The 22,379-nt window shown below is 70.4% G+C and carries 27 protein-coding genes; 10 read left to right on the top strand and 17 right to left on the bottom strand.

What is annotated here, in order from left to right:
* Window positions 1-4: 4 nt before the first annotated feature.
* Window positions 5-391 carry a cold-shock protein gene (locus tag FNH05_RS09435; RefSeq protein ID WP_144586954.1) on the bottom strand — a complete coding sequence of 129 codons (387 nt, stop codon included), beginning with the start codon at window positions 389-391 and terminating at the stop codon, window positions 5-7.
* Between the two features lie 167 nt (window positions 392-558).
* On the opposite strand from FNH05_RS09435, the gene FNH05_RS09430 reads away from it, so the two are divergent.
* A complete protein-coding gene (locus tag FNH05_RS09430; RefSeq protein ID WP_144586951.1) occupies window positions 559-780 on the top strand; it encodes a hypothetical protein in 222 nt (73 codons plus the stop codon).
* On the opposite strand, the gene FNH05_RS09425 is transcribed toward FNH05_RS09430, so the two are convergent.
* Window positions 746-1,369, bottom strand: a complete 624-nt coding sequence (locus FNH05_RS09425) for an HAD family hydrolase (protein WP_144586950.1) — start codon at window positions 1,367-1,369, stop codon at window positions 746-748. The genes FNH05_RS09430 and FNH05_RS09425 overlap by 35 nt on opposite strands.
* Window positions 1,370-1,452: 83 nt before the next feature.
* Between FNH05_RS09425 and FNH05_RS09420 the strand changes: the two genes are divergently transcribed.
* Complete coding sequence (locus tag FNH05_RS09420) at window positions 1,453-2,067, top strand: TetR/AcrR family transcriptional regulator (RefSeq protein WP_144586949.1); 615 nt, start codon at window positions 1,453-1,455, stop codon at window positions 2,065-2,067.
* Window positions 2,064-3,026: a R2-like ligand-binding oxidase gene (locus FNH05_RS09415; protein ID WP_144586948.1), complete on the top strand. Its 963-nt coding sequence runs from the start codon at window positions 2,064-2,066 to the stop codon at window positions 3,024-3,026. The genes FNH05_RS09420 and FNH05_RS09415 overlap by 4 nt, the downstream gene beginning before the upstream one ends.
* 118 nt (window positions 3,027-3,144) lie before the next feature.
* Here the strand turns inward: FNH05_RS09415 and FNH05_RS09410 are convergent, their stop codons facing one another.
* Window positions 3,145-4,797: an AMP-binding protein gene (locus FNH05_RS09410; protein WP_144586947.1), complete on the bottom strand. Its 1,653-nt coding sequence runs from the start codon at window positions 4,795-4,797 to the stop codon at window positions 3,145-3,147.
* 101 nt (window positions 4,798-4,898) lie between these two features.
* On the opposite strand from FNH05_RS09410, the gene FNH05_RS09405 reads away from it, so the two are divergent.
* Window positions 4,899-5,660, top strand: a complete 762-nt coding sequence (locus FNH05_RS09405; RefSeq protein WP_144586946.1) for a PhzF family phenazine biosynthesis protein — start codon at window positions 4,899-4,901, stop codon at window positions 5,658-5,660.
* Entirely contained in the window at window positions 5,660-6,031 is a 372-nt protein-coding gene (locus FNH05_RS09400; protein WP_144586945.1) for a YccF domain-containing protein, read from the top strand. The genes FNH05_RS09405 and FNH05_RS09400 overlap by 1 nt, the downstream gene beginning before the upstream one ends.
* A gap of 12 nt (window positions 6,032-6,043) precedes the next feature.
* Here the strand turns inward: FNH05_RS09400 and FNH05_RS09395 are convergent, their stop codons facing one another.
* The gene (locus FNH05_RS09395) at window positions 6,044-6,886 is read right to left on the bottom strand and encodes an AraC family transcriptional regulator (protein ID WP_186382466.1); all 843 of its coding nucleotides are present in this window, start codon (window positions 6,884-6,886) and stop codon (window positions 6,044-6,046) included.
* A 72-nt stretch (window positions 6,887-6,958) separates the two neighbouring features.
* Here FNH05_RS09395 and FNH05_RS09390 point away from each other — a divergent pair, with 72 nt between their 5' ends.
* Entirely contained in the window at window positions 6,959-7,741 is a 783-nt protein-coding gene (locus tag FNH05_RS09390) for an alpha/beta fold hydrolase (protein ID WP_144586943.1), read from the top strand.
* 88 nt (window positions 7,742-7,829) lie between these two features.
* Here FNH05_RS09390 and FNH05_RS09385 read toward each other — a convergent pair whose 3' ends face one another.
* From FNH05_RS09385 to FNH05_RS09355, 7 genes are read right to left on the bottom strand one after another with little or no spacing between them, the layout of a single operon-like run.
* Complete coding sequence (locus FNH05_RS09385; RefSeq protein ID WP_144586942.1) at window positions 7,830-8,630, bottom strand: metallophosphoesterase; 801 nt, start codon at window positions 8,628-8,630, stop codon at window positions 7,830-7,832.
* Between the two features lie 21 nt (window positions 8,631-8,651).
* Entirely contained in the window at window positions 8,652-9,458 is an 807-nt protein-coding gene (locus FNH05_RS09380; RefSeq protein WP_144586941.1) for an HAD-IIA family hydrolase, read from the bottom strand.
* Between the two features lie 10 nt (window positions 9,459-9,468).
* Complete coding sequence (locus FNH05_RS09375) at window positions 9,469-10,527, bottom strand: sulfate/molybdate ABC transporter ATP-binding protein (protein ID WP_144586940.1); 1,059 nt, start codon at window positions 10,525-10,527, stop codon at window positions 9,469-9,471.
* Window positions 10,524-11,360: an ABC transporter permease gene (locus FNH05_RS09370; RefSeq protein ID WP_144586939.1), complete on the bottom strand. Its 837-nt coding sequence runs from the start codon at window positions 11,358-11,360 to the stop codon at window positions 10,524-10,526. Before FNH05_RS09370 ends, FNH05_RS09375 begins: the two co-directional genes overlap by 4 nt.
* 10 nt (window positions 11,361-11,370) lie before the next feature.
* Window positions 11,371-12,138 (bottom strand): molybdate ABC transporter substrate-binding protein, encoded by a 768-nt coding sequence (gene modA, locus FNH05_RS09365; RefSeq protein WP_144586938.1) that lies wholly within the window; start codon window positions 12,136-12,138, stop codon window positions 11,371-11,373.
* Window positions 12,135-12,539: a TOBE domain-containing protein gene (locus FNH05_RS09360; protein WP_144586937.1), complete on the bottom strand. Its 405-nt coding sequence runs from the start codon at window positions 12,537-12,539 to the stop codon at window positions 12,135-12,137. The genes modA and FNH05_RS09360 overlap by 4 nt, the downstream gene beginning before the upstream one ends.
* A gap of 33 nt (window positions 12,540-12,572) precedes the next feature.
* On the bottom strand, window positions 12,573-13,088 hold the full coding sequence (locus FNH05_RS09355) for a MarR family winged helix-turn-helix transcriptional regulator (protein ID WP_186382465.1): 516 nt from the start codon (window positions 13,086-13,088) through the stop codon (window positions 12,573-12,575).
* Window positions 13,089-13,192: 104 nt separating this feature from the next.
* Here FNH05_RS09355 and moaA point away from each other — a divergent pair, with 104 nt between their 5' ends.
* The 3 genes from moaA to FNH05_RS09340 all read left to right on the top strand — a co-directional run bounded on the left by moaA (window position 13,193) and on the right by FNH05_RS09340 (window position 15,655).
* Window positions 13,193-14,254, top strand: a complete 1,062-nt coding sequence (moaA, locus tag FNH05_RS09350) for a GTP 3',8-cyclase MoaA (protein ID WP_144586936.1) — start codon at window positions 13,193-13,195, stop codon at window positions 14,252-14,254.
* The gene (locus tag FNH05_RS09345; protein ID WP_144586935.1) at window positions 14,251-14,523 is read left to right on the top strand and encodes a MoaD/ThiS family protein; all 273 of its coding nucleotides are present in this window, start codon (window positions 14,251-14,253) and stop codon (window positions 14,521-14,523) included. Before moaA ends, FNH05_RS09345 begins: the two co-directional genes overlap by 4 nt.
* Window positions 14,524-15,013: 490 nt before the next feature.
* Window positions 15,014-15,655: a LysM peptidoglycan-binding domain-containing protein gene (locus FNH05_RS09340; protein WP_144586934.1), complete on the top strand. Its 642-nt coding sequence runs from the start codon at window positions 15,014-15,016 to the stop codon at window positions 15,653-15,655.
* 291 nt (window positions 15,656-15,946) lie between these two features.
* Here FNH05_RS09340 and FNH05_RS09335 read toward each other — a convergent pair whose 3' ends face one another.
* From FNH05_RS09335 to FNH05_RS09310, 6 genes are all read right to left on the bottom strand, one after another.
* Window positions 15,947-16,870 carry a molybdenum cofactor biosynthesis protein MoaE gene (locus FNH05_RS09335; RefSeq protein ID WP_144586933.1) on the bottom strand — a complete coding sequence of 308 codons (924 nt, stop codon included), beginning with the start codon at window positions 16,868-16,870 and terminating at the stop codon, window positions 15,947-15,949.
* Window positions 16,867-17,355 carry a cyclic pyranopterin monophosphate synthase MoaC gene (gene moaC, locus FNH05_RS09330; protein ID WP_144586932.1) on the bottom strand — a complete coding sequence of 163 codons (489 nt, stop codon included), beginning with the start codon at window positions 17,353-17,355 and terminating at the stop codon, window positions 16,867-16,869. The genes FNH05_RS09335 and moaC overlap by 4 nt, the downstream gene beginning before the upstream one ends.
* A 5-nt stretch (window positions 17,356-17,360) precedes the next feature.
* The gene (locus tag FNH05_RS09325) at window positions 17,361-17,777 is read right to left on the bottom strand and encodes a VOC family protein (RefSeq protein WP_144586931.1); all 417 of its coding nucleotides are present in this window, start codon (window positions 17,775-17,777) and stop codon (window positions 17,361-17,363) included.
* A gap of 10 nt (window positions 17,778-17,787) precedes the next feature.
* A complete protein-coding gene (locus FNH05_RS09320) occupies window positions 17,788-18,177 on the bottom strand; it encodes a helix-turn-helix domain-containing protein (protein WP_144586952.1) in 390 nt (129 codons plus the stop codon).
* Between the two features lie 114 nt (window positions 18,178-18,291).
* The gene (locus FNH05_RS09315) at window positions 18,292-19,686 is read right to left on the bottom strand and encodes an NAD-dependent malic enzyme (RefSeq protein WP_144586930.1); all 1,395 of its coding nucleotides are present in this window, start codon (window positions 19,684-19,686) and stop codon (window positions 18,292-18,294) included.
* 12 nt (window positions 19,687-19,698) lie between these two features.
* On the bottom strand, window positions 19,699-19,884 hold the full coding sequence (locus FNH05_RS09310; RefSeq protein WP_144586929.1) for a hypothetical protein: 186 nt from the start codon (window positions 19,882-19,884) through the stop codon (window positions 19,699-19,701).
* 108 nt (window positions 19,885-19,992) lie between these two features.
* Between FNH05_RS09310 and FNH05_RS09305 the strand changes: the two genes are divergently transcribed.
* Window positions 19,993-22,224, top strand: coding sequence for a helicase-associated domain-containing protein (locus tag FNH05_RS09305; protein WP_144586928.1), 2,232 nt, complete (start codon window positions 19,993-19,995; stop codon window positions 22,222-22,224).
* Window positions 22,225-22,379: the final 155 nt, after the last annotated feature.

Below are 22,379 nucleotides of genomic sequence, written 5' to 3'. Positions count from 1 at the left end.
GGGTTTACGGGTCGAGGTCGCGCGCGACGGCCCGCATGACCTCGGCGATGCGCTTGATGTTCTTGCGATCGGGGTAGCGGCCGCGGCGCAGATCCGGCTGGACCTTCATTTCCAGCAGCTTGATCATGTCCTCGATGAGGCCGTGCAGCTCCTCCGCCGGACGCCGCCGCGCCTCCACCACCGAGGGCAGGGAATCGATGAGCCGGACGGAGAGCGCCTGCGGGCCGCGCCGCCCGTCGGCAACGCCGAACTCGAGTCGCTGACCTGCCTTGAGTGCCTCGACACCCTGCGGGAGCGCGGTCTTGCGGATGTAGACGTCCTCGCCACCGTCCTGGGTGACGAATCCGAACCCCTTCTCCGCGTCGTACCACTTGACCTTGCCGGTCGGCACTGCCCTCACCCGTTCCTTCGCTCTGCTTGTCCACCCCGCGTGCCCCGCACGACGAACGCGCCCTGGGCGTACCCAGGACGCGTACCGTCCAGCCTATCCCGGTTCGCACCCCGGAGAGAAGTCGATACAGCGCTTCTCGTCGCCTTGCCGCCCTCTACGCTGGTCCCATGGAGACTGCGGCCAAGACATACCCACGCAAGCCCTGGCTGATGCGGGTGGGGATCGGTGTGTTCGCGCTCGGCGTGCTCGCCGTGCTGGTCGTGTTCGTCCTGTTCGCCGCCGGACTGCACGACCTGCCCGTCTGGCTGAGCGCCGCGGCCGGAGTGCTGACCCCGCTGGGGATCGCGCTCGGTCTCATCGCCCTGATCCGCGAGCACCGGAAGAGCTGAGCCAGCCCGGAAACTCTTCGAGGCTGTCGAAGATCACCTCGGCGCCCGCGGCGGCCAGTTCCTCCCGGGTGCACGGGCCGGTGGTGACGCCCACCGGGACCGCCCCGGCCGCCAGCGCGCCCCGCACGTCGCCGAGGTGGTCGCCCGCGTAGACGGCCGCGCCGTGCTCCCGCAGGGCCACGGCCTTGCCGTCGGCCCACAGCTCCCCGACCAGCACATCGACCTCGAACCCGAGCGCCTTGACGTGCAGTGCGGCGTTGGGCCCGTACTTTCCCGTCACCACCACGGTTCTGCCGCCGGCCGCGTGCACCGCCGCCAGCGCGGCGTGCGCGCCGGGCAGCGCGACCGTGCTGGGGATCACGATCTCCGGGTACAGCTCGCGGAACCGGGCGACCAGTTCCGGAACGCGCTGGGCGGGCGCCCCCGAGGCGAGCAGCACCTGGTCGAGCGGCGGCCCCAGGTTGGCCGCGAAGTGCTCGCCGTCGAGCGCCAGGCCGCTCTCCTCGCCCAGCGCGTTCAGCACCGCGGTCATCCCCGGTCTGGGGTCGATCAGGGTCATGTCCAGGTCGAAGCCCACCGTGATGCCCACGGCACCACCGTAGCGGGCTTTACAAACAGCGAGCCGACGTCAAGCCCCTTGACATCAGCGCGGTTCGTGTCAAGCTGGTCGCTGTGGCCGAGATCACGGAAAGCTTCGCGGAGCGGACGAAGGCGTCGTTGCGGGAAGCCCTGCTCGAGGCCGCGACGGATCTGCTGGCGACGCACGGGTACGCCGGGCTGCGGATGGCGGACGTCGCCGCGGCCGCCGGGGTGAGCCGCCAAACGGTCTACAACGAATTCGGCAACAAGATGGCGCTGGTCCAGGCCGTCACCCTGCGGACCACCGCGGAGTTCCTGGAGGGCATCCGGGCCCGGTTCGAGGCGGCACCGGACCTGCTCACCGGGATCCACCGGGCGGTCGCCTACACGATCGAACACGGCCGGGAGAACCAGTTGGTCGCCTCGGCACTGGGCACGCAGGCCGGCGAAGACCTGCTGCCCTTCCTCACCACCCGGGGTGAGCCGATCCTCTCCGCGGCCGCGGAGCTGGCGTCCGCGCACTACCGGGAGTTCCTGCCGGCCCTCGACCAGCCGTCCGCGGATCTGCTCGCCGAGACCGCGACCCGGCTGACCCTGAGCCATCTGGTGCTGCCCACCCATTCCGCCGCCGAGGCGGCCGAGCGGGTCTGCGCCGCGATGGCGCCCGCGATCGCCCATTTTTCGTCCACAATGGAGTGTGAGAGATGACCGAAACACTGGTACCGCACCGTACGGGTTTCACCTCACTGCGGCGAGGCGGCCTCAACTGGGACTCCTTCCCGCTGCGGCTGTTCGTGAAGGGCAACCGGAAGTTCTGGAACCCGGCCGACATCGACTTCAGCCGTGACGCGGCCGACTGGCAGACCCTCACCGACGACGAGCGCCGCTCCGCCACCTACCTGTGCGCCCAGTTCATCGCGGGCGAGGAGGCGGTCACCCAGGACATCCAGCCGTTCATGCGGGCGATGGCGCTGGAGGGCAGGTTCGGGGACGAGATGTACCTCAGCCAGTTCTGCTTCGAGGAGGCCAAGCACACCGAGGTGTTCCGGCGCTGGATGGACGCGGTCGGCCTGACCGAGGACCTCACGCCCTTCGTGTCGGAAAACCCGCACTACCGCAAGCTCTTCTACGAGGAGCTGCCGGAGTCGCTCGGCGTACTCGCCACCGATCCCAGCCCGCTCAACCAGATCAGGGCGAGCGTGACCTACAACCACGTGATCGAGGGCAGCCTCGCCCTCACCGGCTACTACGCCTGGCAGAAGGTGTGCACCAAACGCGGCATCCTGCCGGGCATGCAGCAGCTCGTGAAGCACATCGGCGACGACGAGCGGCGGCACATGGCCTGGGGCACCTTCACCTGCCGCAGGCACATCGCGGCCGACGACTCGCTGTGGGAGGCGGTCGAGCAGCGGATGAACGAACTGCTGCCGCACGCGCTCGGGATGATCCAGTGGGTCAACGACCAGTTCGACGATCCGCGGCCGTTCGACAACGACCCGCAGGAGTTCATCACCTACGCCGCCGACCGGGCCCAGCGCCGCCTCGGCGCGATCGAGTCGGCCCGCGGCGTCCCGGTCGAGCAGATCGACCTCGACTACTCGCCCGAACAGCTCGAAGAAACCTTCGGCGAGGAAGACGCCAAGGCCTTCGCCGAAGCCGCGGGCTGACCCCCGACCCTGGTCCGGCGTTGGCCGTGAAGGGTCCCTTCACAGTCGAATCGACCGTGAAGGGACCCTTCACGGCGCGCCCCCGGCCCCACCAAGGGCGTGGCCGGGGGTGCGGCGGTCAGGCGTGGCGGGTGGTGGCGGCGGTCTGCAGGTCGAGCAGGTCGATCGCCTGCCGTCGCATCTCCACCTTGCGGATCTTGCCGGTCACCGTCATCGGGAACTCGTCCACGACGTGCACGTACCGCGGGATCTTGTAGTGCGCGAGCTTGCCCGTGCAGAACTCGCGCACCGCCTCGGCGGTCAGCGGCGCGGCACCCTCCCGCATCCGGACCCACACCATGAGTTCCTCGCCGTAGCGCTCGTCCGGCACCCCGATCACCTGAGCGTCGAGGATGTCCGGGTGGCTGTAGAGGAACTCCTCGATCTCCCGCGGGTAGATGTTCTCGCCGCCGCGGATCACCATGTCCTTGATCCGCCCCGTGATGTTCACGTAGCCCTCGTCGTCCATCACCGCGAGGTCACCGGTGTGCATCCACCGCGCCGCGTCGATCGCCTGCGCGGTCTTGTCCGGCTCCTCCCAGTACCCCAGCATCACCGAGTACCCGCGCGTGCACAGTTCGCCCGCGGTTCCCCGCGGCACGGTCAGCCCGGTCTCCGGATCGACGATCTTGACCTCCAGATGCGGCCCGACCCGGCCCACCGTGGACACCCGGCGCTCGATCGAATCGTCCGCCCTGGTCTGCGTGGACACCGGCGAGGTCTCCGTCATGCCGTAGCAGATGGACACCTCGGCCATCCCCATCCGCTCGATGACCTGCTTCATCACCTCCACCGGGCAGGGCGAGCCCGCCATGATGCCGGTGCGCAGCGACGAAAGGTCGTACGAGTCGAAGTCGCGCTCCGCCAGTTCGGCGATGAACATCGTCGGGACGCCGTAGAGGGAGGTGCATCGCTCCGCCTCCACCGCCGCCAGGGTGGCCTTCGGCTCGAACGACGGGGCCGGGATGACCATGCAGGCCCCGTGGCTGGTCGCGGCGAGGTTGCCCATCACCATGCCGAAGCAGTGGTAGAACGGCACCGGCAGGCAGATCCGGTCGGCCTCGGTGTAGCCGCACAGCTCCCCGACGAAGAACCCGTTGTTGAGGATGTTGTGGTGCGAAAGGGTCGCGCCCTTCGGGAAACCCGTGGTGCCCGAGGTGTACTGGATGTTGATCGGATCGTCGGCGGAAAGCCCGATCCCGGCCAGCGCGGCGGCGTCCGCCCGCCTTCCGTTGTCCAGCAAGGAATCCCACGCCTCACCGCCGATCAGGACCACGTGCTCCAGCCGCTCGCAGCGCGGCCGCACCTCGGCGAGCATGCCGGCGTAGTCGGAGGTCTTGAACTTCTCCGCGGCGATGACCAGCCGGACCCCGGCCTGGTTGAGCACGTACTCGAGTTCGTGTGAGCGGTAGGCCGGGTTGATGTTCACCAGGATCGCGCCGATCTTGGCGGTGGCGTACTGCGTGATCGTCCACTCCGGGCAGTTCGGCGCCCAGATGCCGACGCGGTCGCCCTTGCCGATGCCGAGCCCGAGCAGGCCCAGCGCCAGCGCGTCCACGTCCGCCGCGAGTTCCCGGTACGTCCACCGCCTGCCGCTTCGCCGGTCCACCAGCGCGTCGCGCTCCCCGAAGGACTGCACCGTCCGGTCGAAGTTGTCGCCGATGGTGTCTCCCAGCAAAGGGACCTCGGACGTCCCCGAGGCATAACTGGGCAGTGCAGGTGTTCCGGGCATAGTGCCTCCCGAGATCGTCAACGCTGACGGCCCCGAGTCTAGCCACAGAATCAGGGTTTTCCCCCGACTGCAACGGGCCTTCCACGGACTACAGTGCAGGCATGCGCCTGTACGTCGTGGACGCCTTCACCGACACCGCCTTCACCGGTAATCCGGCCGGGGTGGTCCTGCTCGACGAGCCCGCCGCCCCGGAGTGGATGCAGTCGGTGGCCGCCGAACTCAAGCACGCCGAGACCGCCTTCGTGGTGGTGAACGGCGACGGGCCACTGCCGCTGCGCTGGTTCACCCCGACCACCGAAGTGGACCTGTGCGGGCACGCGACACTCGCCACCGGACACGTCCTCGGCGGCAGCCGGATCTTCCTCACCAAGAGCGGCGAACTGCGTACCACCGCCGAAGACGGCTGGATCAGCATGGACTTCCCGGCGGACCCGCCCTCCCCGGCGGACGATTCCGTCACCGACGCGCTGCCCGGCGTGACGGTCGAAGAGGTGCTGCGCGGCAAATGGGACATCCTGGTTCGCGCGGGTAGCGCCGCGGAGGTCCGCGCGCTCGACCCGGATCTGGCCGCCATCGCGCACTGGCCCGCCCGCTGTGTCGTGGTGACCGCGCCCGGGGACAAGCCCGGAATCGACTTCGTCAGCCGCGTGTTCGGCCCCGCGGTCGGCGTGCCCGAGGACCCGGTGACCGGGTCGGCGCACTGCGCGCTCGCCCCCTACTGGGCCGCGAAGCTCGGCCGGGACGAGCTGGTCGGTGAACAGGCCTCGCCGCGGGGCGGGGTCGTCCGTGTCCGCACCGGCGGTGACCGGGTCTCCCTCGTCGGCAGGGCCGTCACCGTCCTCAGTGGAGAGTTGCACGTCTGATGCGTCTACTGCTCAACGTCATCTGGCTGGTGCTGTGCGGCTTCTGGATGGCCATCGGCTACGTCATCGCGGGCATCGTCTGCTGCGTGCTGATCATCCCGATCCCGTTCGGCATCGCCGCGTTCCGCATCGCGAACTACGCGTTGTGGCCGTTCGGCCGCACCCTCGTCGACCGGCGTGACGCCGGGGTCGGCTCGCTGATCGGCAACATACTGTGGATCGTGTTCGCCGGCTGGTGGCTCGCGCTCGCTCACATCGCCACCGGCATCGCGCTGTGCGTGACGATCATCGGGATCCCGCTCGGCCTGGCGAACTTCAAGCTGGTCCCCGTTTCGCTGGTCCCGCTCGGCCGCGAAATCGTGCCCGTCTGACCCTCGTGGCCGTCACTGCCGCGCACCGGGGGTGAGACCGGTCATGCGGCGGTAGAACTTGACGAAGTTGGTCGGTTCGCCGAAACCCAGCCGGGCGGACAGCGCGGCGACGGTCACGTCGGTGGTCGCGAGTTGTCTCCGCGCTTCGAGGACGAGTCGCTCGTCCAGGAACCGCTTCGCGCTCATTCCGGTGGCTCGGCGAACCGCCCGGTCGATGGTCCGCGCGCTGGCGTGGACCATCGGCACGAAATCGTGCACGTGGTGCCGGCGGGAGTACCCGGCCTCCACGGCCGCGGCGAAACGCGTGAACACCGCCCGTCCCGCGCTGGGCACCGTGGCGGCGTCCTGTGCCGCGGCCACCAACGGCCCTAACGCGAGCCGGAGCGCGTCCGCGGCATCGCGGCCGCGCGAGCCGGCGGCGAGCAGCAGTTCCAGATGCGTCAGACCGGTCCTGGTCAGCTCGTCGTCCGGATCGATCCGCCAGTGATCCGCTCGCGCGCTGTCGGCGGCGAAGGAAGCGACATCGGATCCCGGCGTCAGCATCTCGCCGGTGAACAGGAGCAGCACGCCGCGGATGCGGGCGCCGTCGACGACCTGGTGGGTCTGTCCCGGCCGCAGCCAGAACACCACTCCCGCCTCCAGCGGCATGGGCCGGAAATCCACTTCGTGTGTCCCCTGCCCGCCGGTGATCAGGCCGACGACGTGGAAGTCCGGGCGGATCGGCTGTCGCGACACCGGTCCGTCGAGGACGGCGGTCTCGGGGAAGCGCCGCACCTCCACGGGAGCGGCACTGCGTGAGCCCGCCTCGGTCGCATAGCCGACGCTGAGTACCGGTTGACCACTTTCTACCGTCACAAGTCGTGAAAATACCTCGTCGATTGTCGTGCGCGCAGATGTAATGGCGATATACCACCACAAAGGAGGATCATGACTCTCGTCGAGGCCAACAACGCGCGTTTCCCCGTGGCCGACTCCGGCGGCACCGGCCCCGCCGTCCTGTTCCTGCACGGCAACCTGATGGACCACACGATGTGGGACGGGGTGGTCGAGGCACTGGACGGGTACCGCTGCATCCGGTTCGACTTCCGCCTCCACGGGGCCACCGTCGACGACGCCCTGCCCTTCACCTACTGGGACGCCGCACACGACGCACTCGCCATCCTCGACCGGCTGGACGTGCCCGGCGCCCACGTCGTCGGGCACTCCCAGGGCGGTTTCACCGCGCTCAGGGCGGCGCTGCTGGCTCCCGCCAGGGTGAAGACGCTGACCCTGATCGACACCGCCGCCACCGCCTTCCCCGGCGAAGCCCTGCAGCAAATGGCGCAGATCCGGGACGGCTTCGCGGCAGGCGCGGTCGAGGAAACCGGAACCGCCGTGCTCGGCTTGCTGCTGGGCGCCGATCAGCCCAGCACCGGTCACTGGCTGGCGCGACTGCGGCAGCAGCCGGCCCGGCGACTGAGCACGGCCGTCGGGGTGCTGATGGGCGCGGACGACATCGCCGCCCGTCTGGCCGAGATCACCATGCCCGCCACGGTGATCCACGGTGCGGCGGATCTGCCCATCCCGCCCGATGCCGGCACCGCGCTCGCCTCCGCGCTGCCCTCAGCCAGTGCGGTCCGGCTGCTCGACGGCGTGGCCCACACCCCACCGGTGACCCACGCGGCGGACACCGCCGACATCATCGCCGACTTCTTGCACCGCTCGGCCTGAGCCGCTAGCGCTGTGTTTCACAAGCGGCGAAGCCGCTTGCTGTGGGCTGTCAGCTTGCACCGCCACGCAAACCAGTGCCCCATAGGTCCTAGTCCTCGGGCTCGTAGGGCAAGGGGACGACGAGGCAGGGGCCACCGACGAACAGCCCGCCGTCGATGCCCAGTACCTTGCCGCCGGCGTAGAGGTACGGGCCTTCGACGCCGCTGGGGTCGATGCCGAGCTGGTCGGCGATCACGCTGTGCCCGTGCACGATCCGTTCGCCGCCGAGCTGCGCCAGCAGCAGATCGGCGGCGGCCGGGCCGTGCTCGCCGCGGAAGGCGTAGCGCGTGGTCATCCGGCGCCACACGTCCCACCATGACGCCAGGTCGTCGCCCGCCAGTATCTCGTGCACGGTGGCGTTGATCTCGTCCTCGGAGTCACCCCAGTCCAGGTACTCGAGGGTGTCCGAGTGCAGCAGCAGGTGCCCCTCGGCGTGGGCGACGAGCGGGCGGGTGCTGAGCCATTCGACGTGGTCGTCGGTCAGCGCGTCCTGGTCGGTGAGGCGGCCGCCGTTGATGTGCCAGCTACGCGCGAAGCTGCGGGGACCGAAGTCCGAAGGGACCTCGGCGGCGCCGAAGTGGTACATGCCCAGTAGCAGGATCTCGTGGTTGCCCAGCAGGGACTCCACCCTGCCGCTGCCTTCCCCGGCCTGCTCCTGGAGCCGCATCACCAGGTCGATCACGCCGACCCCGTCCGGCCCCCGGTCGACGAAGTCCCCCAGGAACCACAGCCTGGCCTCGCCGCCACACCAGTCGCCCGCCTCGTCGACGAGCTTGTTCACGCGCAGGGCCTCGGCCAGTTCGTCCCGATGCCCGTGCACGTCACCTACGACATACGTCGGGACATCCACACCCTCGACGATAAGCCCTGCTCAGTCGCCGTCCGAGACCAGCCCGGTGCCGAACGGGTCCTGCGTGTGCCCGACGAGCTCGGCGATGGAGTCCACGACCAGGGTCGGGCGGTACGGGTAGCGCTCGGCCGATTCGAGAGTGGAGATGCCGGTCAGCACCAGCACGGTCTGCAGTCCGGCCTCGATCCCGGAGTGCACGTCGGTGTCCATCCGGTCCCCGATCATGACGGTCGTTTCGGAGTGGGCACCGAGGGTGCGCAGCGCCGAACGCATCATCAGCGGGTTGGGCTTGCCGACGAAGTAGGGCGAGCGGCCGGTGGCCTTCTCGATGAGCGCGGCGATCGCGCCGGTGGCGGGCAGCACGCCCTCCAGGCTCGGTCCGGTCGAATCCGGGTTGGTGGCGATGAACTTCGCCCCGCCCTCGATGAGCCGGATGGCCTTGGTGATCGCGGTGAAACTGTACGTCCGGGTTTCGCCGAGCACCACGTAGTCCGGGTCCTGGTCGGTCAGCACGTAACCGGCCTCGTGCAGCGCGGTGGTCAGCCCGGCCTCGCCGATCACGAAGGCCGAGCCGTTGGGGCGCTGGCTGTGCAGGAACTTCGCGGTGGCCAGCGCCGAGGTCCAGATCCGCTCCTCGGGCACGTCGAGGCCGCTGCGCAGCAGCCGTGCCCGCAGATCGCGGGGGGTGTAGATCGAGTTGTTGGTGAGCACCAGGAAGGGATTGCCGTGCTCGCGCAGCTCGTCGAGGAACTTGTCCGCGCCGGGAACCAGGTGCTCCTCGTGGACGAGCACGCCGTCCATGTCGGTCAGGTACGTCCACTGCGTCATGCAGTGGAGATTACTGTGCCGCGGCCGGATGAACCGTGATCGTGGTGGCCTTGACCGCGAGGCGAACGCCGAGCCCGGGTTCGAGTCCGAGGTCGGCGACCGCGGCGGGGGTCAACTCGGCCGACAGCCCCGACGTGGTCCGCAGCCGGATCACCGGGCCGTGCGGTTCCAGCACCGACACCACGGCCGGGATCAGGTTGCGCGGACTGCCGGGATGCCCGTCTTCGGCGGGGTACACCGATACCGCGCTCGGCTCGAACACGGCGACGGCGGGCTCGCCCGCCACCGCGTCCGGAGCCAGCATCCCGGCCACCAGTGCGCCGTCCTCGGTTCTGAGTCCTTCCTCGACGGCGGTGCCCGCGATGAGGTTCAGTCCGGCGATCCGCGCGGTGAACGCGGTCCGGGGCGCGGCCAGCACTTCGCGGGTGGGTCCGCGTTCGACGGCCTTCCCACCCGCCAGCACCAGCACGTGGTCGGCCAGTGCCAGCGCATCGAGCGGATCGTGCGTGACCAGCACGGTCGCCGCGATGCGGTGGGTGGACAGGACGCGCCGGAGCAGGCCGCGGATCGCCGGGGCGGCGTCGACGTCCAGCGCGGCGAGCGGTTCGTCGAGCAGCAGCAGGTCCGGCGCCGCGGCCAGCGCCCTCGCCACCGCCACGCGCTGCGCCTGTCCGCCGGAAAGCGCGCCGGGCCTGCGTTCGGCGAACTCGGCGGCGTCCACCTCGGCCAGCCAGTGCCGCGCGATCTCGCGCGAGCGGGCCCGGCCTTCCCCCTTGGACCGTGGGGCGAACGCCACATTGTCCAAAACGGACAGATGCGGGAACAGCAGGGGGTCCTGCGAAAGCAGGCCGACGGCGCGCGCGTGGGCGGGCAGTCCGTGCAGGGCGCGGCCGTCCAGGGTGATCACGGCCTGCCGCGCGGCGAGCAGACCGGCCAGGCAGCCGAGCAGGCTCGACTTGCCGGACCCGTTCGGCCCCAGGATCGCCAGCACGCTCCCGGCGGGCACGTCGAAGCCCACCGACAGCTCGAACCCGCCCCGGGCGAGCCCGATCTCGGCGTGCAGCGTCACGACGGCACCCCCTCCACCGCACGCGGCCGGGCCACCGCGATGACCACGACGGCGACCACCACCAGCAGCAGGGACAGCGCGACCGCGCTGTCGATGTCGGCCTGGGCCTGGGTGTACACCTCGAGCGGCAGGGTACGGGTGACCCCCTGCAGACTGCCCGCGAAGGTGATCGTCGCACCGAATTCGCCCAGCGCCCTGGCGAAACTGAGCACCGCCCCCGAACCGAGCGCTGGCAGCAGCAACGGCAGCGTGACCCGCCGGAACACCGTCCACGGCTTCGCGCCGAGGGTCGCCGCGACCCGCTCGTAGGCGTCGCCGGAGGTGCGCAGCGCCCCTTCGAGGCTCACCACGAGGAACGGCATCGCGACGAAGGTCTGGGCGATCACCACGGCGGCGGTGGTGAAGGGAAGCTGGATCCCGCCGACCACGGTGAGGAGGTAGCCGAGAAAGCCCTTTCTCCCCAGAAGGTAAAGGAGAGCCAGACCGCCGACCACGGGCGGCAGCACGAGCGGCAGCAGGACCACCGCCCGCAGCACCCGGATGCCGGGGACCGCCGACCGCGCGAGCACCACGGCCAGCGGCACGCCGAGCACCACGCACAATCCCGTGGCCATGGCGGCGGTTTCCAGCGACAGCCTGAGGGCCTGCAGCGAAGCCTCGGTGCCGATCAGCGAGGGCAGCCGCCGTAGATCGGTGCGCACCAGCAGCCCGATCACCGGCAGCACGACGAGTGCCAGCGCGAGCCCCGCGGGAATCCAGAGGACCCACGGCACCTTCTGGTATCGGACGAGCCGCTTCTCCCGAGGACTGCTGCGCACTCGCGCTCCTGGCATCAAGGCCCTCCTAGCCGGCGGCGGGGGCGAAGCCGGTCTTGTTCAGCACCTGCTGCCCCTCCGGGCCGAGCACGAACTGTTCGAACTGGTGCGCCAGGTCGGCCTGGGGTGCGTTGCGCACCACCGCGATGGGATAGCTGTTGATCGCCTGCGCCGCCTCCGGGAAGTCGGCCCGAGCCACCTTGTCCCCGGCGCTGGTGGTGTCCGTGACGTACACCAGCCCGGCATCGGCGTCGCCGGACTCGACCTTCGCCAGGACCTGTTTGACGTCCTGCTCCTCGCTCACCGCGTGCAGCGTGGTCCCGGTCTTCTGCTCCACCTTCTTCGTCGCGGAGCCGCAGGGCACCTGGGCCGCGCACACCACCACCTTCAGACCCGGCCGCGCCAGATCCGCGAAGGACCTGATGCCCTTCGGATTTCCCGGCGCGGTCGCGATGGTGAGCCGGTTGGTGGCGAACACGGCAGGTGTCCCGTCGATCACCCCGCCCTGCACGGCCTTGTCCATGTTGGCCTGGTCGGCGGAGGCGAACACGTCGGCCTTCGCGCCGTTGACCAGTTGCTGGACCAGCTGGGAGGAACCGAGGAAGCTGTACGTGACGGTCACGCCCGGATGCTGGTCCTCGAACCGGCTCTTGAGCGTCCCGAAGGATTCGGTCAGCGAGGCCGCCGCGAACACGGTGAGCGTCCTGGCTTCGGTACCGCTCGATCCGCCCGCCCCCGAGCCGCAGCCGGTGACCAGCAGCGCGGCGCCCGCAAGCAGCGCGACGACCTTCTTCATTGGGCTCCTCCCGGAGTCTCGACGACGACCGTCGTCGCCTTCACCACGGCCACCGCGAGCACACCGGGCCGCAACCCGAGCTCGCGGACCGCTTCGGTGCTCATCAGCGACACCACGCGGTGCGGCCCGCACTGGAGCTCGACCTGTGCCATCACCTTGTCCGTGACCACTTCGGTCACCAGCCCGACGAACCGGTTGCGGGCGGATCGGCCCACGGCGGACGGGTCTTCGGGACGAGCGGCCTGCTCCCGGGCGAACGCGGCGAGTTCCGCGCCGTCGACGACCTTGCGCCCCGCGGCGTCGACCCCGGCGGTCAACTGTCCGGAACGGACCCAGCGGCGCACCGTGTCGTCGCTGACGCCGAGCAGGCTTGCGGCCTCGGAGAACCGAAAATGCGGCATGCCCGGAAGGTTATAGCCGCGATTGCGGAAAAGCTATGCGCTGTTTCCGCCGAGCACCTGCGCTCGCATCAGCTCCAGGAGCTGATGCTCGTAGCGTTCGATGATCTCGCGCTCGGTCGGGGAGAAACGCTCGAGCACCTGCCCCACCGCATCGAGCGCGGAGGCGAACAGCGGGGCGAACTTCTCCTCGTCGAAGGGAAGGAGCTCGACGAGCACCTTGCGGCGGTCCTTGGTGTCGCGCACGCGACGGACGAAACCGGCCCGCTCCAACCGGTCGATGACCCCGGTGACCGCGCCGGTGGACAGTCCGGTGAGCTGGGCGATCCGGCCCGCGGTGAGCGGACCTTCGGCGCGGGAGGCCAGGTCGAGTGCCTTGTGGTCGGTGGCCGAAAGTCCCATCTGCTCGGCGATCCTGGCATGCCGCAGCACCGCCAGTGTGCTGCCCTCGCGGCCGATTTCGGCGAAGCGCCGCAGTACCTCGGGCGGCACCGGATAGCGGGCCTCCCCGGCCGCGTTCCCAGCCACCTGCCCGGCCGTTTCTCCGGCCATCGACCGCACCTCCCCGCCGCCGACACCTCGGCGGTGCGAAACTCTCGTTGCGCCAAATATTCTAGTGATCGTCAGATGCCGCGACCCGGGTTAGGCTGGTGCTGATGAGTGCGGTGAATCTCGGTCTTCCCCGGATGCGGGGGCCCCACGGCGTGTCCGAGCCCCGGCCGGACAACCCGGCCCTGATCGACACCTTCGGCCGGGTCGCCACCGACCTCCGGGTTTCGCTCACCGACCGGTGCAACCTCCGTTGCAGCTACTGCATGCCCGCCGAGGGCCTGCCATGGCTGCCCGGCGAAGCGGTGCTCACCGACGACGAACTGATGCGCTTGCTGCGCATCGCGGTCGAGCGGCTCGGGGTCACCGACATCCGGCTGACCGGCGGAGAACCGCTGCTGCGGCCGGGCCTCGAAGAGTTGATCGCCCGTATCGCGGAGCTCCGGCCTCGGCCCCGGCTGTCCATGACCACCAACGGGATCGGCCTCGCCAGGCGTGCCGTCCGCCTCGCCGAGGCCGGGCTGAACCGGATCAACATCTCGCTGGACACCATCAACCCGGAGACGTTCCTCGCGATCGCCCGCCGCGACCGGCTCTCGCACGTGCTCGACGGCCTCGCGGCGGCACGGGAGGCGGGCCTGGACCCGGTCAAGGTCAACGCCGTGCTTCTGCGCGGCGTCAACGAGCACGAGGCGGCCGACCTGCTCCGGTTCTGCCTCGACCACGGCTATCACCTGCGGTTCATCGAGCAGATGCCGCTGGACGCACAGCACGGCTGGAACCGCCGCGACATGGTCACGGCCGAGGAGATCCTCGCCCTGCTGCGCGCCGAGTTCACCCTCACCCCGGCCTCGGAGCCCCGGGGCGGCGCCCCGGCCGAGCGCTGGCTGGTCGACGGCGGACCGGGGGACGTCGGCGTGATCGCCTCGGTGACCCGCCCGTTCTGTTCGGCCTGCGAACGCACGCGCCTGACCGCGGACGGCGCGGTGCGATCGTGCCTGTTCAGCAATGACGAAACCGACCTTCGCGGCCTGCTCCGGAATGGCGCGGACGACGAAGAGGTGGCACAGGCCTGGCGGATGACCATGTGGGGCAAACTCGCCGGGCACGAGATCAACGACGCCGGGTTCGCGCAGCCGATCCGGCCGATGAGCGCGATCGGGGGATGACCGGCGTGAGCGCCGTGACCAAGGTGCTGGTGCGTTACTTCGCGTCCGCGCGCGCCGCGGCGGGCATCGATCAGGAGAGCCTCGAACTACCCTCCGGGGCGACCGTGGCGGACGCGCTCGGCGCGGTCCGCGCCCGCCATCCGGAGGGCATTCCCCGGATCCTCGACGCGGCCAGCTTCCTCGTCGACGGGATCGCCGTCCGCGACCCCTCGCGCCCCCTTCCGGACGAAGCCGAACTGGACGTCCTACCTCCCTTCGCCGGGGGCTGATCGAGCGCGCGTCGAGGCCCCGGGAACCGTTCTCCCCGCCCCTTTCGGGTGTTGCACGAATGGGCCACTGGCTCTGAATCGACGTGATCCAGACCTCACGATCAGTGAAATATCTCGAGAAGGAAACGGACCGGTAACGACGCTCTGACCTGCGGAAACAGCGGAATCGACCGAGGTTGCGTGTCGTTACTGTGATGTAGGTCACAGGCTCAAAAATTTCCGATCACGGTCTTCGTTACGTACCGTCGCTAATCGGCTGGCCCCGACCGGCCACAGCAAGACCGGGATCCCGAAGCGCCAAACCCTGTCCGGCGGGATCCCGGACCCGATAACCCCGAGCCGAAAGTTGCTTCCGGACAGGGACGGAGGAGATCCGATCCAAGCCCCGAGCGCGGATCGGATCGGCAGCCCGGATCCCGCCGGGCGGCCCGGGCCCGACAGGGCTCGTCCACAGCCTGGCTCGTCGGCGCGGAAGCCAGAGAACAAACGAATGTCCTACCGAGGCAAGCACCGCAAGATGTCCCCCGCCGCCCGCAACATCGCCCGCGTCGCTGTCGCGGGTATCGCGGTCGGCACCCCGCTGGCGATTGCTGCGACCCCCGCGCAGGCTGCCAGCGTGAACTGGGACGCCATCGCGCAGTGCGAGAGCGGCGGTAACTGGGCCACCAACACCGGTAACGGCTTCTACGGTGGCCTGCAGTTCACCATGAGCACCTGGAAGGCGTACGGAGGCACTGGCAGTCCGCAGGGCGCTTCCCGCGATCAGCAGATCGCGGTCGCGGAGCGCGTCTTGCAGGGCCAGGGCATCGGCGCTTGGCCGGTGTGCGGCAGGAAGGGCGGCAGCGGGAGCGCGAACTCGGGCTCCACCACCGCCAGGACCACCAAGCCCGCTCCGCAGAAGACCGTGTCGGCGCCGGCCCCCAAGGCCGCTCCGCAGGTCGTCACCACGGCCGCAGCCGCGCCGGGTTCCAACCCGAACGGTGACTACACCGTCGTCGCCGGCGACACCCTGTCGGGCATCGCCCAGCGGCTGCACACCGATGGTGGCTACGAGAAGCTCCAGCAGCTGAATGCCCCCTATATCCCCGACGCAAACCTGATCCTCGTGGGTCAGAAGATCGCCACCAAGTGACCTGCTGAAGGTCATTAACGGCGCGATCGCGCGAACACGGACATCAGGCAGCCCCCGGACATGACCGGATCCGGCAAGCCGTGAAGTCCCCCGCGCACAGTGAGGGCCCCACCGCTGTCCCCCGGGCGGTGGGGCCCTCGCCGCGCTGCTGGCCGGCTCGAAACACCGGCCAGCGTTGATCGTGGGCGCTTGTTGACGTGAAGCCAGCCCGATCTGCCAAGGGCTCACCGATCGGGCCTCAGCGGGCCTCTCAGTCCCGTTTTCGCGTCGTGGCGCGATCCCGAGGCGGCCTCAGGGCGAGTTGACCCACTCGTCGGTCCCGTCGGCGAAGTGCTGGTGCTTCCACACCGGCAGGCTCGCCTTGACCGCATCGACCAGTTCCGCGCAGGTCGCGAAGGCCTCCGCGCGGTGATCGGCCGACACGGCGCAGGCCAGCGCCACATCGCCGATCTCCAGCGCGCCCAGCCGGTGGCTCACCGCGATCGCCCGCACGCTCCGGCGTGCGGCGACCTCACCGACGACCCTGGCCAGCACCTCGCCCGCACTCGGATGCCCCTCGTAGTAGAGGGTCCGCACCGTTTTGCCGTCGTCGTGGTTGCGCACCACACCGCCGAAGGTGACCACCGCTCCCGCGGCCTCGTCGTCGACCAGCTTCGCGTGTGCCTCGACGGACAGGGACTCCTCGGTCACCTGGGCCAGCACCACGCGGGGCGCGGGCGCCGGAGCAGGCGCCGCTGGGCGAGGGTGATCCCCACCGGCCAACTGGTCCACCGCGTGCTCCAGCACTCCGTCGAGCACACCGAGGCCGTCCTTCACTCCGCCGCGTGAACCCGGCAGGTTCACCACCAGCGTCCGCCCGGCCACCCCGGCCAGCCCACGGGACAGCACGGCCGTCGGCACCTTCGGCAGCCCCGCCATCCGGATCGCCTCGGCCAGGCCGGGAAGCTGGTGGTCCAGCACCGCGGCCGTCTCGTCCGGGGTCCGGTCGGTCGGCGAAATCCCGGTGCCGCCGGTGGTGATCACCACCTCCACGCCCTCGTCCAGACAGCGGCGCAGCGCCTGCCCGACCGGCTCCCCGTCCGGCACCACCATCGGTTCCGGCACTTCGAAGGACCGCTCGGCCAGCCATTTCACGATCAGCGGGCCGGTCGTGTCCTCGTACACGCCGGACGCGGCCCGGTTCGAAGCGACGATCACACGTGCCGTCCGGGTCATGACACGGCTCCTTCGGAGTCGCGGGTCCAGAGCCCGGTCTTGCCGCCTTCCTTGCGCTCCAGCCGGATGGCGTCAAGCGTCGCGGCCGGGTCGACCGCCTTGATCATGTCGTGCACGGTGAGGCCCGCGACCGCCACCGCGGTCAGCGCCTCCATCTCCACCCCGGTGCGGTCGGTGGTGCGGGCGGTGGCGATGATCCGCACCTCGGCCTCGCCGAGTTCGAAGTCCACCTTCACCGAGGACAACGCGATCTGGTGGCACAACGGGATCAGCTCCGGCACCCGCTTCGCGCCCATGATGCCGGCGATCCGGGCCGTGCCGAGCGCGTCGCCCTTGGCCAGCCCGTTCGCCGACAACAGGCCCACCACCTCGGCGGTGGTGCGCACGACGCCGCTCGCGACCGCGACACGGGCGCTGGCCTGCTTGCCGGAAACGTCCACCATGCGCGCGGCACCCGCATCGTCGACGTGGCTGAGTTCACTCACATCGCTCAGGCTACTTGCGTGGGCTGCACGATCCGGATCGCATTGCCGAACGGGTCGCGCAGACCGCAGTCGATGCCGTACGGCCGCTCGATCGGCTCCTGGGTGAACTCGACGCCCTTCGCGACGAGTTCGTCGTAGGTCTTCCGGCAGTCATCGGTGGTGAAGCCCAGCCAGCCGCCCGTCGCACCCTTGGTGAGCAGTTCGCGGACCTGCTCCGCGGTCGCCGCGTCCATCGCGGGCGGTCCCGGCTTCTCCAGCAAGATTTCGCGGCCGGGCTCGCCCGGCACGGAGACGGTCAGCCAGCGCATGAAACCGAGGTCCTGGTCGACCTTGACCTCGAGGCCGAGCGTGCCCACGTAGAAGTCGAGTGCCTCGTCCTGGTCGAGGACGAAGATCTGGGAGAGAGTGATCGCGTTCAACATGCACGGAACCCTAGGAGAGCCGTGACGGCGGAGCTTCTCCAAAACTGCTCGGTCTGGTCCACGCCATCGTGAAGCAGGTCGGCGCCGGGGAGACGGCACCGCGAAGCCGGTATTCGGTCGGTGACTCGCCGACGATCTCGCGGAAGGTCCGGCTGAACGTGCCGAGGCTGCCGAACCCGACCGCGAAACAGACCTCGGTCACGCTGCGCTCGGTCTCACGCAGGAGCATCATCGCCCGCTCCACCCGGCGCCGCTGCAGATAGCGGTGCGGCGTCTCCCCGAAGGTCGCCCGGAACGTACGGATGAAATGAGCCTCCGACACGTGCGCCAGGCGCGCGAGCGCGGGCACGTCCAGCGGTTGCGCATACCCACGGTCCATCGCGTCCCGCGCGCGCAGCATGCGGCGGTTGGTCTCCTCCACGGCACGGCTCACCGCGTCATCACACCACGGCAGCGTGCGGGCAGGCCGGGAGTCCCGGCCTGCCCGTGCCGCGGAGTACCGAGAAGGTCCCGCTCAGGCGGTGGCGGCCGCCTTGCGTGCCGCCGTCTTCACCGCTTCGGCGACGGCGGGCGCGACCGCCGAGTCGAACACGCTGGGCACGATGTACGACGCGTTGAGCCGGTCGTCGACCACGTCGGCGATCGCGTTCGCCGCCGCGAGCAGCATGTCGTCGTCGATGTTGTTCGCCTGCGCGTCGAGCAGCCCGCGGAACACACCGGGGAAGGCCAGCACGTTGTTGATCTGGTTCGGGTAGTCGCTGCGGCCGGTCGCGACCACCGCGGCGTACTTCTGCGCCTCCAGCGGGTCGATCTCCGGATCCGGGTTGGCCAGCGCGAACACGATCGCGTCCTTGGCCATGGTGGCCACCTGCTCGGCCCCGAACAGGTTGGGCGCGGACACCCCGATGAACACGTCGGCGCCGACGAGCGCGTCGTGCAACGTGCCGGACATGTTGTCCTTGTTGGTGTTCTCGGCCAGCCAGCGCAGGTTTTCGTCCAGGTCGGGCCTGCCCTTGTGGACGATGCCGTCGATGTCGGCGGCCACGATGTCGCCAGGGTTCTTGCGCAGCAGCAGCCGCATGATCGCGGAACCGGCCGCACCGGCCCCGCTGACCACGATCTTGCAGTCCTCGATGTTCTTGCCGACCACGCGCAGGGCGTTGCGCAGCGCGGCGACCACCACGATGGCGGTGCCGTGCTGGTCGTCGTGGAACACCGGGATGTCGAGCTGCTCCCGGAGCCGCTTTTCGATCTCGAAGCAGCGCGGCGCGGCGATGTCCTCCAGGTTGATCCCGGCGTAGACCGGTGCCAGCGCCTTGACGATGCGGATGATCTCGTCGGTGTCCTGGGTGTCCAGGCACACCGGCCAGGCGTCCACATCGGCGAACTTCTTGAACAGCGCGGCCTTGCCCTCCATCACCGGCAGGGCCGCGGCGGGGCCGATGTTGCCGAGGCCGAGCACCGCCGAGCCGTCGGTGACCACGGCCACCGTGTTGCGCTTGATGGTGAGGCGCCGGGCATCGGCCGGGTTCGCCGCGATCGCCTGGCACACGCGCGCCACCCCGGGGGTGTAGGCGCGGGACAAGTCGTCCCGGTTGCGCAACTGCACCTTCGGGGTCACCGACAGCTTGCCGCCGAGGTGCATGAGGAAGGTGCGGTCGGACACCTTGCGCACGCGCACACCCGGCAGGGAGTCGAGTTCCTTGGTGACATCGTCGACGTGGTCGGCGTTGGAGACGTTCGCCGTGATGTCGACCACGATAGAGTCGGGCTTCGACTCCACCACGTCGAAGGCGGTGAGCACGCCACCCACCCGGCCGACGGCGGTGGTGAGGTCACCCGCGCTACTCGCGGACGGCGGCGCCTCGACGCGGACGGTGATCGAATAACCCGGGCCGGGAACCGGCACTTTCGCTACCCCTTACTTGTTGATTTCGGTCTCCGGGTGCACGTAGGGCACCGACTCCAGCGGGAAGGTCATGTCGCCGTAGGGCGAAAGCGCGCCCTGGCGGTCGGCGGCGAGCTCACTCACCGGGTGCTCGCCCTCGGGGACCTTCGGCCAGGTCGGGTCGATCCGCGCGGATTTCTTGGTGTCGCCTTTGGCCACGTTGTCCTCCCTGGATTGACACGGGACTGCTCACCCGCACCCGTTCTGGCCCTCAGTCTGCCTCAACGCGACCGGTCAACCGAGGCCAGGGCGGTATCCTTGGCTGTGATGCCCGCGACCTCTCTGGCGGACTGGCTGCGCTCCGCGTCCGACGACGAGCTGGCCGCGCTGCTGCAGGCCAGGCGCGACCTGGCCACTCCGCCGCCCTCCGACAGCACCGTGCTCGCCACGCGCGCTGGTACCGCCGGGTCCACCGCACGAGCGCTGGAAGCGCTGGACACCTTCACCCTGACGGTGCTGGAGACGCTGCTCGTCGCCGACGCCGACACCGAAGCGGTTCCGGTGGACCGGATCGAGGCGCTGCTCGGCACGGATCCCCGGCCCGCGCTGGAGCGGCTGCGCACCCGGGCGGTGGCCTGGGGAGCCGACGACGCGCTGCGCGTGGTGCCGGTCACCCGCGAGATCCTGGGCCCGTTCCCGGCCGGGCTCGGCACCTCGGTGCCGTCACTGGCCGAAGTGGACCTCGACGGCCTCGGCGAGGACGAGCGCGCCCTGCTCACCGCACTCGCGGCCGGCCCGCCGATCGGGCGCAGCCGCGACGCCGCCGTCGAAACCACCCTCGACGCGGCCGAAACGCCGGTCCAGCGGCTGCTGGCCCGCGGCCTTCTCCTGCGCCGGGACGGCGGGACCGTCGAACTTCCCCGCGAACTCGGCCTCGCGCTGCGTGGCGGACGTGTCGCCCCGGAGTCGGCCTGGCGGGAACCCGAACTGCCCGTCGCCGGGCACGAACCGTCCACCGTGGACAGGGCCGCGGCCGGGGAGGCGGCGGAATTCCTGCGGCAGCTGGAATCCCTGCTCACACTGTGGTCCGAGCAGCCGCCACCGGTGCTGAAGGCCGGGGGCCTCGGGGTCCGCGAGCTGCGCAAGGCGGCGAAGGAACTCGAGGTCGACGACGTGCGCGCCTGCCTGCTCGCCGAGCTGGCGGCCGGGGCGGGCCTGGTGGCCGACAGCCAGACCACGACCCCGGAATGGGTGCCCACGACGCTGACCGATTCCTGGCTCGCCTCCGAACCGGCCCAGCGCTGGATCCTGCTCGCGCAGGCGTGGCTGGACCTGCCGCGGCTGCCCGGGCTCGCGGGCCGGCGCGACGCGCGGGACAAACCGATGGCCCCGCTGTCGGAGGACCTGAAGCGGCCGCTGGCCCCCGCAGGCCGCCGCCGCGTGCTGGCGGCGCTGGCCGAGCTCCCCCCGGGCGCCGGGGTGCGGGGCGTGGACGATCTGGTGGCCGTCCTGGCCTGGCGCGCGCCGCGCCGCGGAGGCCGGCTGCGGGACGAAGCCGTGCGCTGGACGCTGGCGGAGGCCGCCGCACTCGGGGTGACCGCACTCGGCGCGCTCACCACCGCGAGCCGGGCCCTGCTGGGCGACGATCGCACCACGGCACTGTCCTCGATGGCCGGGGCGATGCCCGAGCCGATCGAGCACGTCCTGGTGCAGGCCGACCTCACCGTGGTGGCGCCGGGCCCGCTGACCCCGGAACTCGCCGCCGCGATCAAGACCGTGGCCGATATCGAATCCGCGGGCCACGCCACCGTGTACCGCATCACGGAGGCCACCGTGCGCCGCGCGCTGGACGCCGGCCGCACCGCGGACGAGCTGCACGAACTGTTCCGCACCCACTCGGCCACGCCGGTGCCGCAGTCGCTGAGCTATCTCATCGACGACGTCGCCCGTCGGCACGGGCGGCTGCGCGGCGGCGCGGCGGCGTCGTTCCTGCGCTGCGACGACGAAGTGCTGCTGGCCGAGGTGCTGGGCAACCCGGTCGCCGCGGAATACGAACTGCGCAAGATCGCGCCCACGGTGCTGGTCAGCCCGGTACCGCTGGCCGAGGTACTCGACGGGCTGCGTGCCGCGGGGTTCACCCCGGCCGCGGAGGGCCCGGACGGCAGGGTGCTGGACCTGCGCCCGGCAGGCCGTCGTGTCCCGGCGCGGCCGAAGGCGGTGCGGCGGGTGCTGGCCGAACCGCCCCCGGCGACCCCGGAGCAACTGGCCCACGTGATCGCCCACCTTCGCGCGGGCGACCGCGCGGCCTCACGCCGACGCGGCACCGAGGTGCGGCTGCCCGGCGGCGGTGGCGGTTCGGACACGGCGGCGACCATGGCGCTGCTGGCCAGGGCGAGCCGCGAGCAGCGGGAGGTCTGGATCGGGTTCGTCGACGCGCACGGCATCGCCAGCCAGCGCATCGTGACGCCCGCCCACGTCGGCGGCGGCATCCTCCGCAGCACCGAGGACGAGCACTACCCCCTCCACCGCATCACCTCCGCCGCCCTCGTGGAGGACTAGTGCGTGTATCAAAGTGGCTTGGGTAGCGGTGCGGGTAGCGGAACCTCAGGCGGTCCCTGGCTGTGGGATCTCCTCCTCATGAATGCCAATTCACCACGTCGGAGCTGTCCTCGCCAGGAACCGCCTGAGAACCCGCGGCGGGGCCAGTTGACAGC

This window comes from Amycolatopsis rhizosphaerae (genome assembly GCF_007713715.1).
Taxonomy (GTDB): domain Bacteria; phylum Actinomycetota; class Actinomycetes; order Mycobacteriales; family Pseudonocardiaceae; genus Amycolatopsis_E; species Amycolatopsis_E rhizosphaerae.
Note: the sequence above shows the minus strand (reverse complement) of the source record. Positions and strands in the feature narration are given on the sequence as shown.

What these genes read in the sequence shown, in the direction of transcription:
- FNH05_RS09305 (WP_144586928.1), top strand. Translation starts at nt 19,993, where the DNA reads ATGCCCGCGACCTCTCTGGCGGACTGGCTGCGCTCCGCGTCCGACGAC.
- FNH05_RS09410 (WP_144586947.1), bottom strand. Translation starts at nt 4,797, where the DNA reads ATGCCCGGAACACCTGCACTGCCCAGTTATGCCTCGGGGACGTCCGAG.
- FNH05_RS09370 (WP_144586939.1), bottom strand. Translation starts at nt 11,360, where the DNA reads ATGCCAGGAGCGCGAGTGCGCAGCAGTCCTCGGGAGAAGCGGCTCGTC.
- FNH05_RS09400 (WP_144586945.1), top strand. Translation starts at nt 5,660, where the DNA reads ATGCGTCTACTGCTCAACGTCATCTGGCTGGTGCTGTGCGGCTTCTGG.
- FNH05_RS09325 (WP_144586931.1), bottom strand. Translation starts at nt 17,777, where the DNA reads ATGTTGAACGCGATCACTCTCTCCCAGATCTTCGTCCTCGACCAGGAC.
- FNH05_RS09415 (WP_144586948.1), top strand. Translation starts at nt 2,064, where the DNA reads ATGACCGAAACACTGGTACCGCACCGTACGGGTTTCACCTCACTGCGG.
- FNH05_RS09355 (WP_186382465.1), bottom strand. Translation starts at nt 13,088, where the DNA reads ATGGCCGGAGAAACGGCCGGGCAGGTGGCTGGGAACGCGGCCGGGGAG.
- FNH05_RS09335 (WP_144586933.1), bottom strand. Translation starts at nt 16,870, where the DNA reads ATGACCCGGACGGCACGTGTGATCGTCGCTTCGAACCGGGCCGCGTCC.
- FNH05_RS09320 (WP_144586952.1), bottom strand. Translation starts at nt 18,177, where the DNA reads ATGCTGCGCGCGCGGGACGCGATGGACCGTGGGTATGCGCAACCGCTG.
- FNH05_RS09430 (WP_144586951.1), top strand. Translation starts at nt 559, where the DNA reads ATGGAGACTGCGGCCAAGACATACCCACGCAAGCCCTGGCTGATGCGG.
- FNH05_RS09390 (WP_144586943.1), top strand. Translation starts at nt 6,959, where the DNA reads ATGACTCTCGTCGAGGCCAACAACGCGCGTTTCCCCGTGGCCGACTCC.
- FNH05_RS09360 (WP_144586937.1), bottom strand. Translation starts at nt 12,539, where the DNA reads ATGCCGCATTTTCGGTTCTCCGAGGCCGCAAGCCTGCTCGGCGTCAGC.
- FNH05_RS09405 (WP_144586946.1), top strand. Translation starts at nt 4,899, where the DNA reads ATGCGCCTGTACGTCGTGGACGCCTTCACCGACACCGCCTTCACCGGT.
- moaA (WP_144586936.1), top strand. Translation starts at nt 13,193, where the DNA reads ATGAGTGCGGTGAATCTCGGTCTTCCCCGGATGCGGGGGCCCCACGGC.
- FNH05_RS09340 (WP_144586934.1), top strand. Translation starts at nt 15,014, where the DNA reads ATGTCCTACCGAGGCAAGCACCGCAAGATGTCCCCCGCCGCCCGCAAC.
- FNH05_RS09380 (WP_144586941.1), bottom strand. Translation starts at nt 9,458, where the DNA reads ATGACGCAGTGGACGTACCTGACCGACATGGACGGCGTGCTCGTCCAC.
- modA (WP_144586938.1), bottom strand. Translation starts at nt 12,138, where the DNA reads ATGAAGAAGGTCGTCGCGCTGCTTGCGGGCGCCGCGCTGCTGGTCACC.
- FNH05_RS09345 (WP_144586935.1), top strand. Translation starts at nt 14,251, where the DNA reads ATGACCGGCGTGAGCGCCGTGACCAAGGTGCTGGTGCGTTACTTCGCG.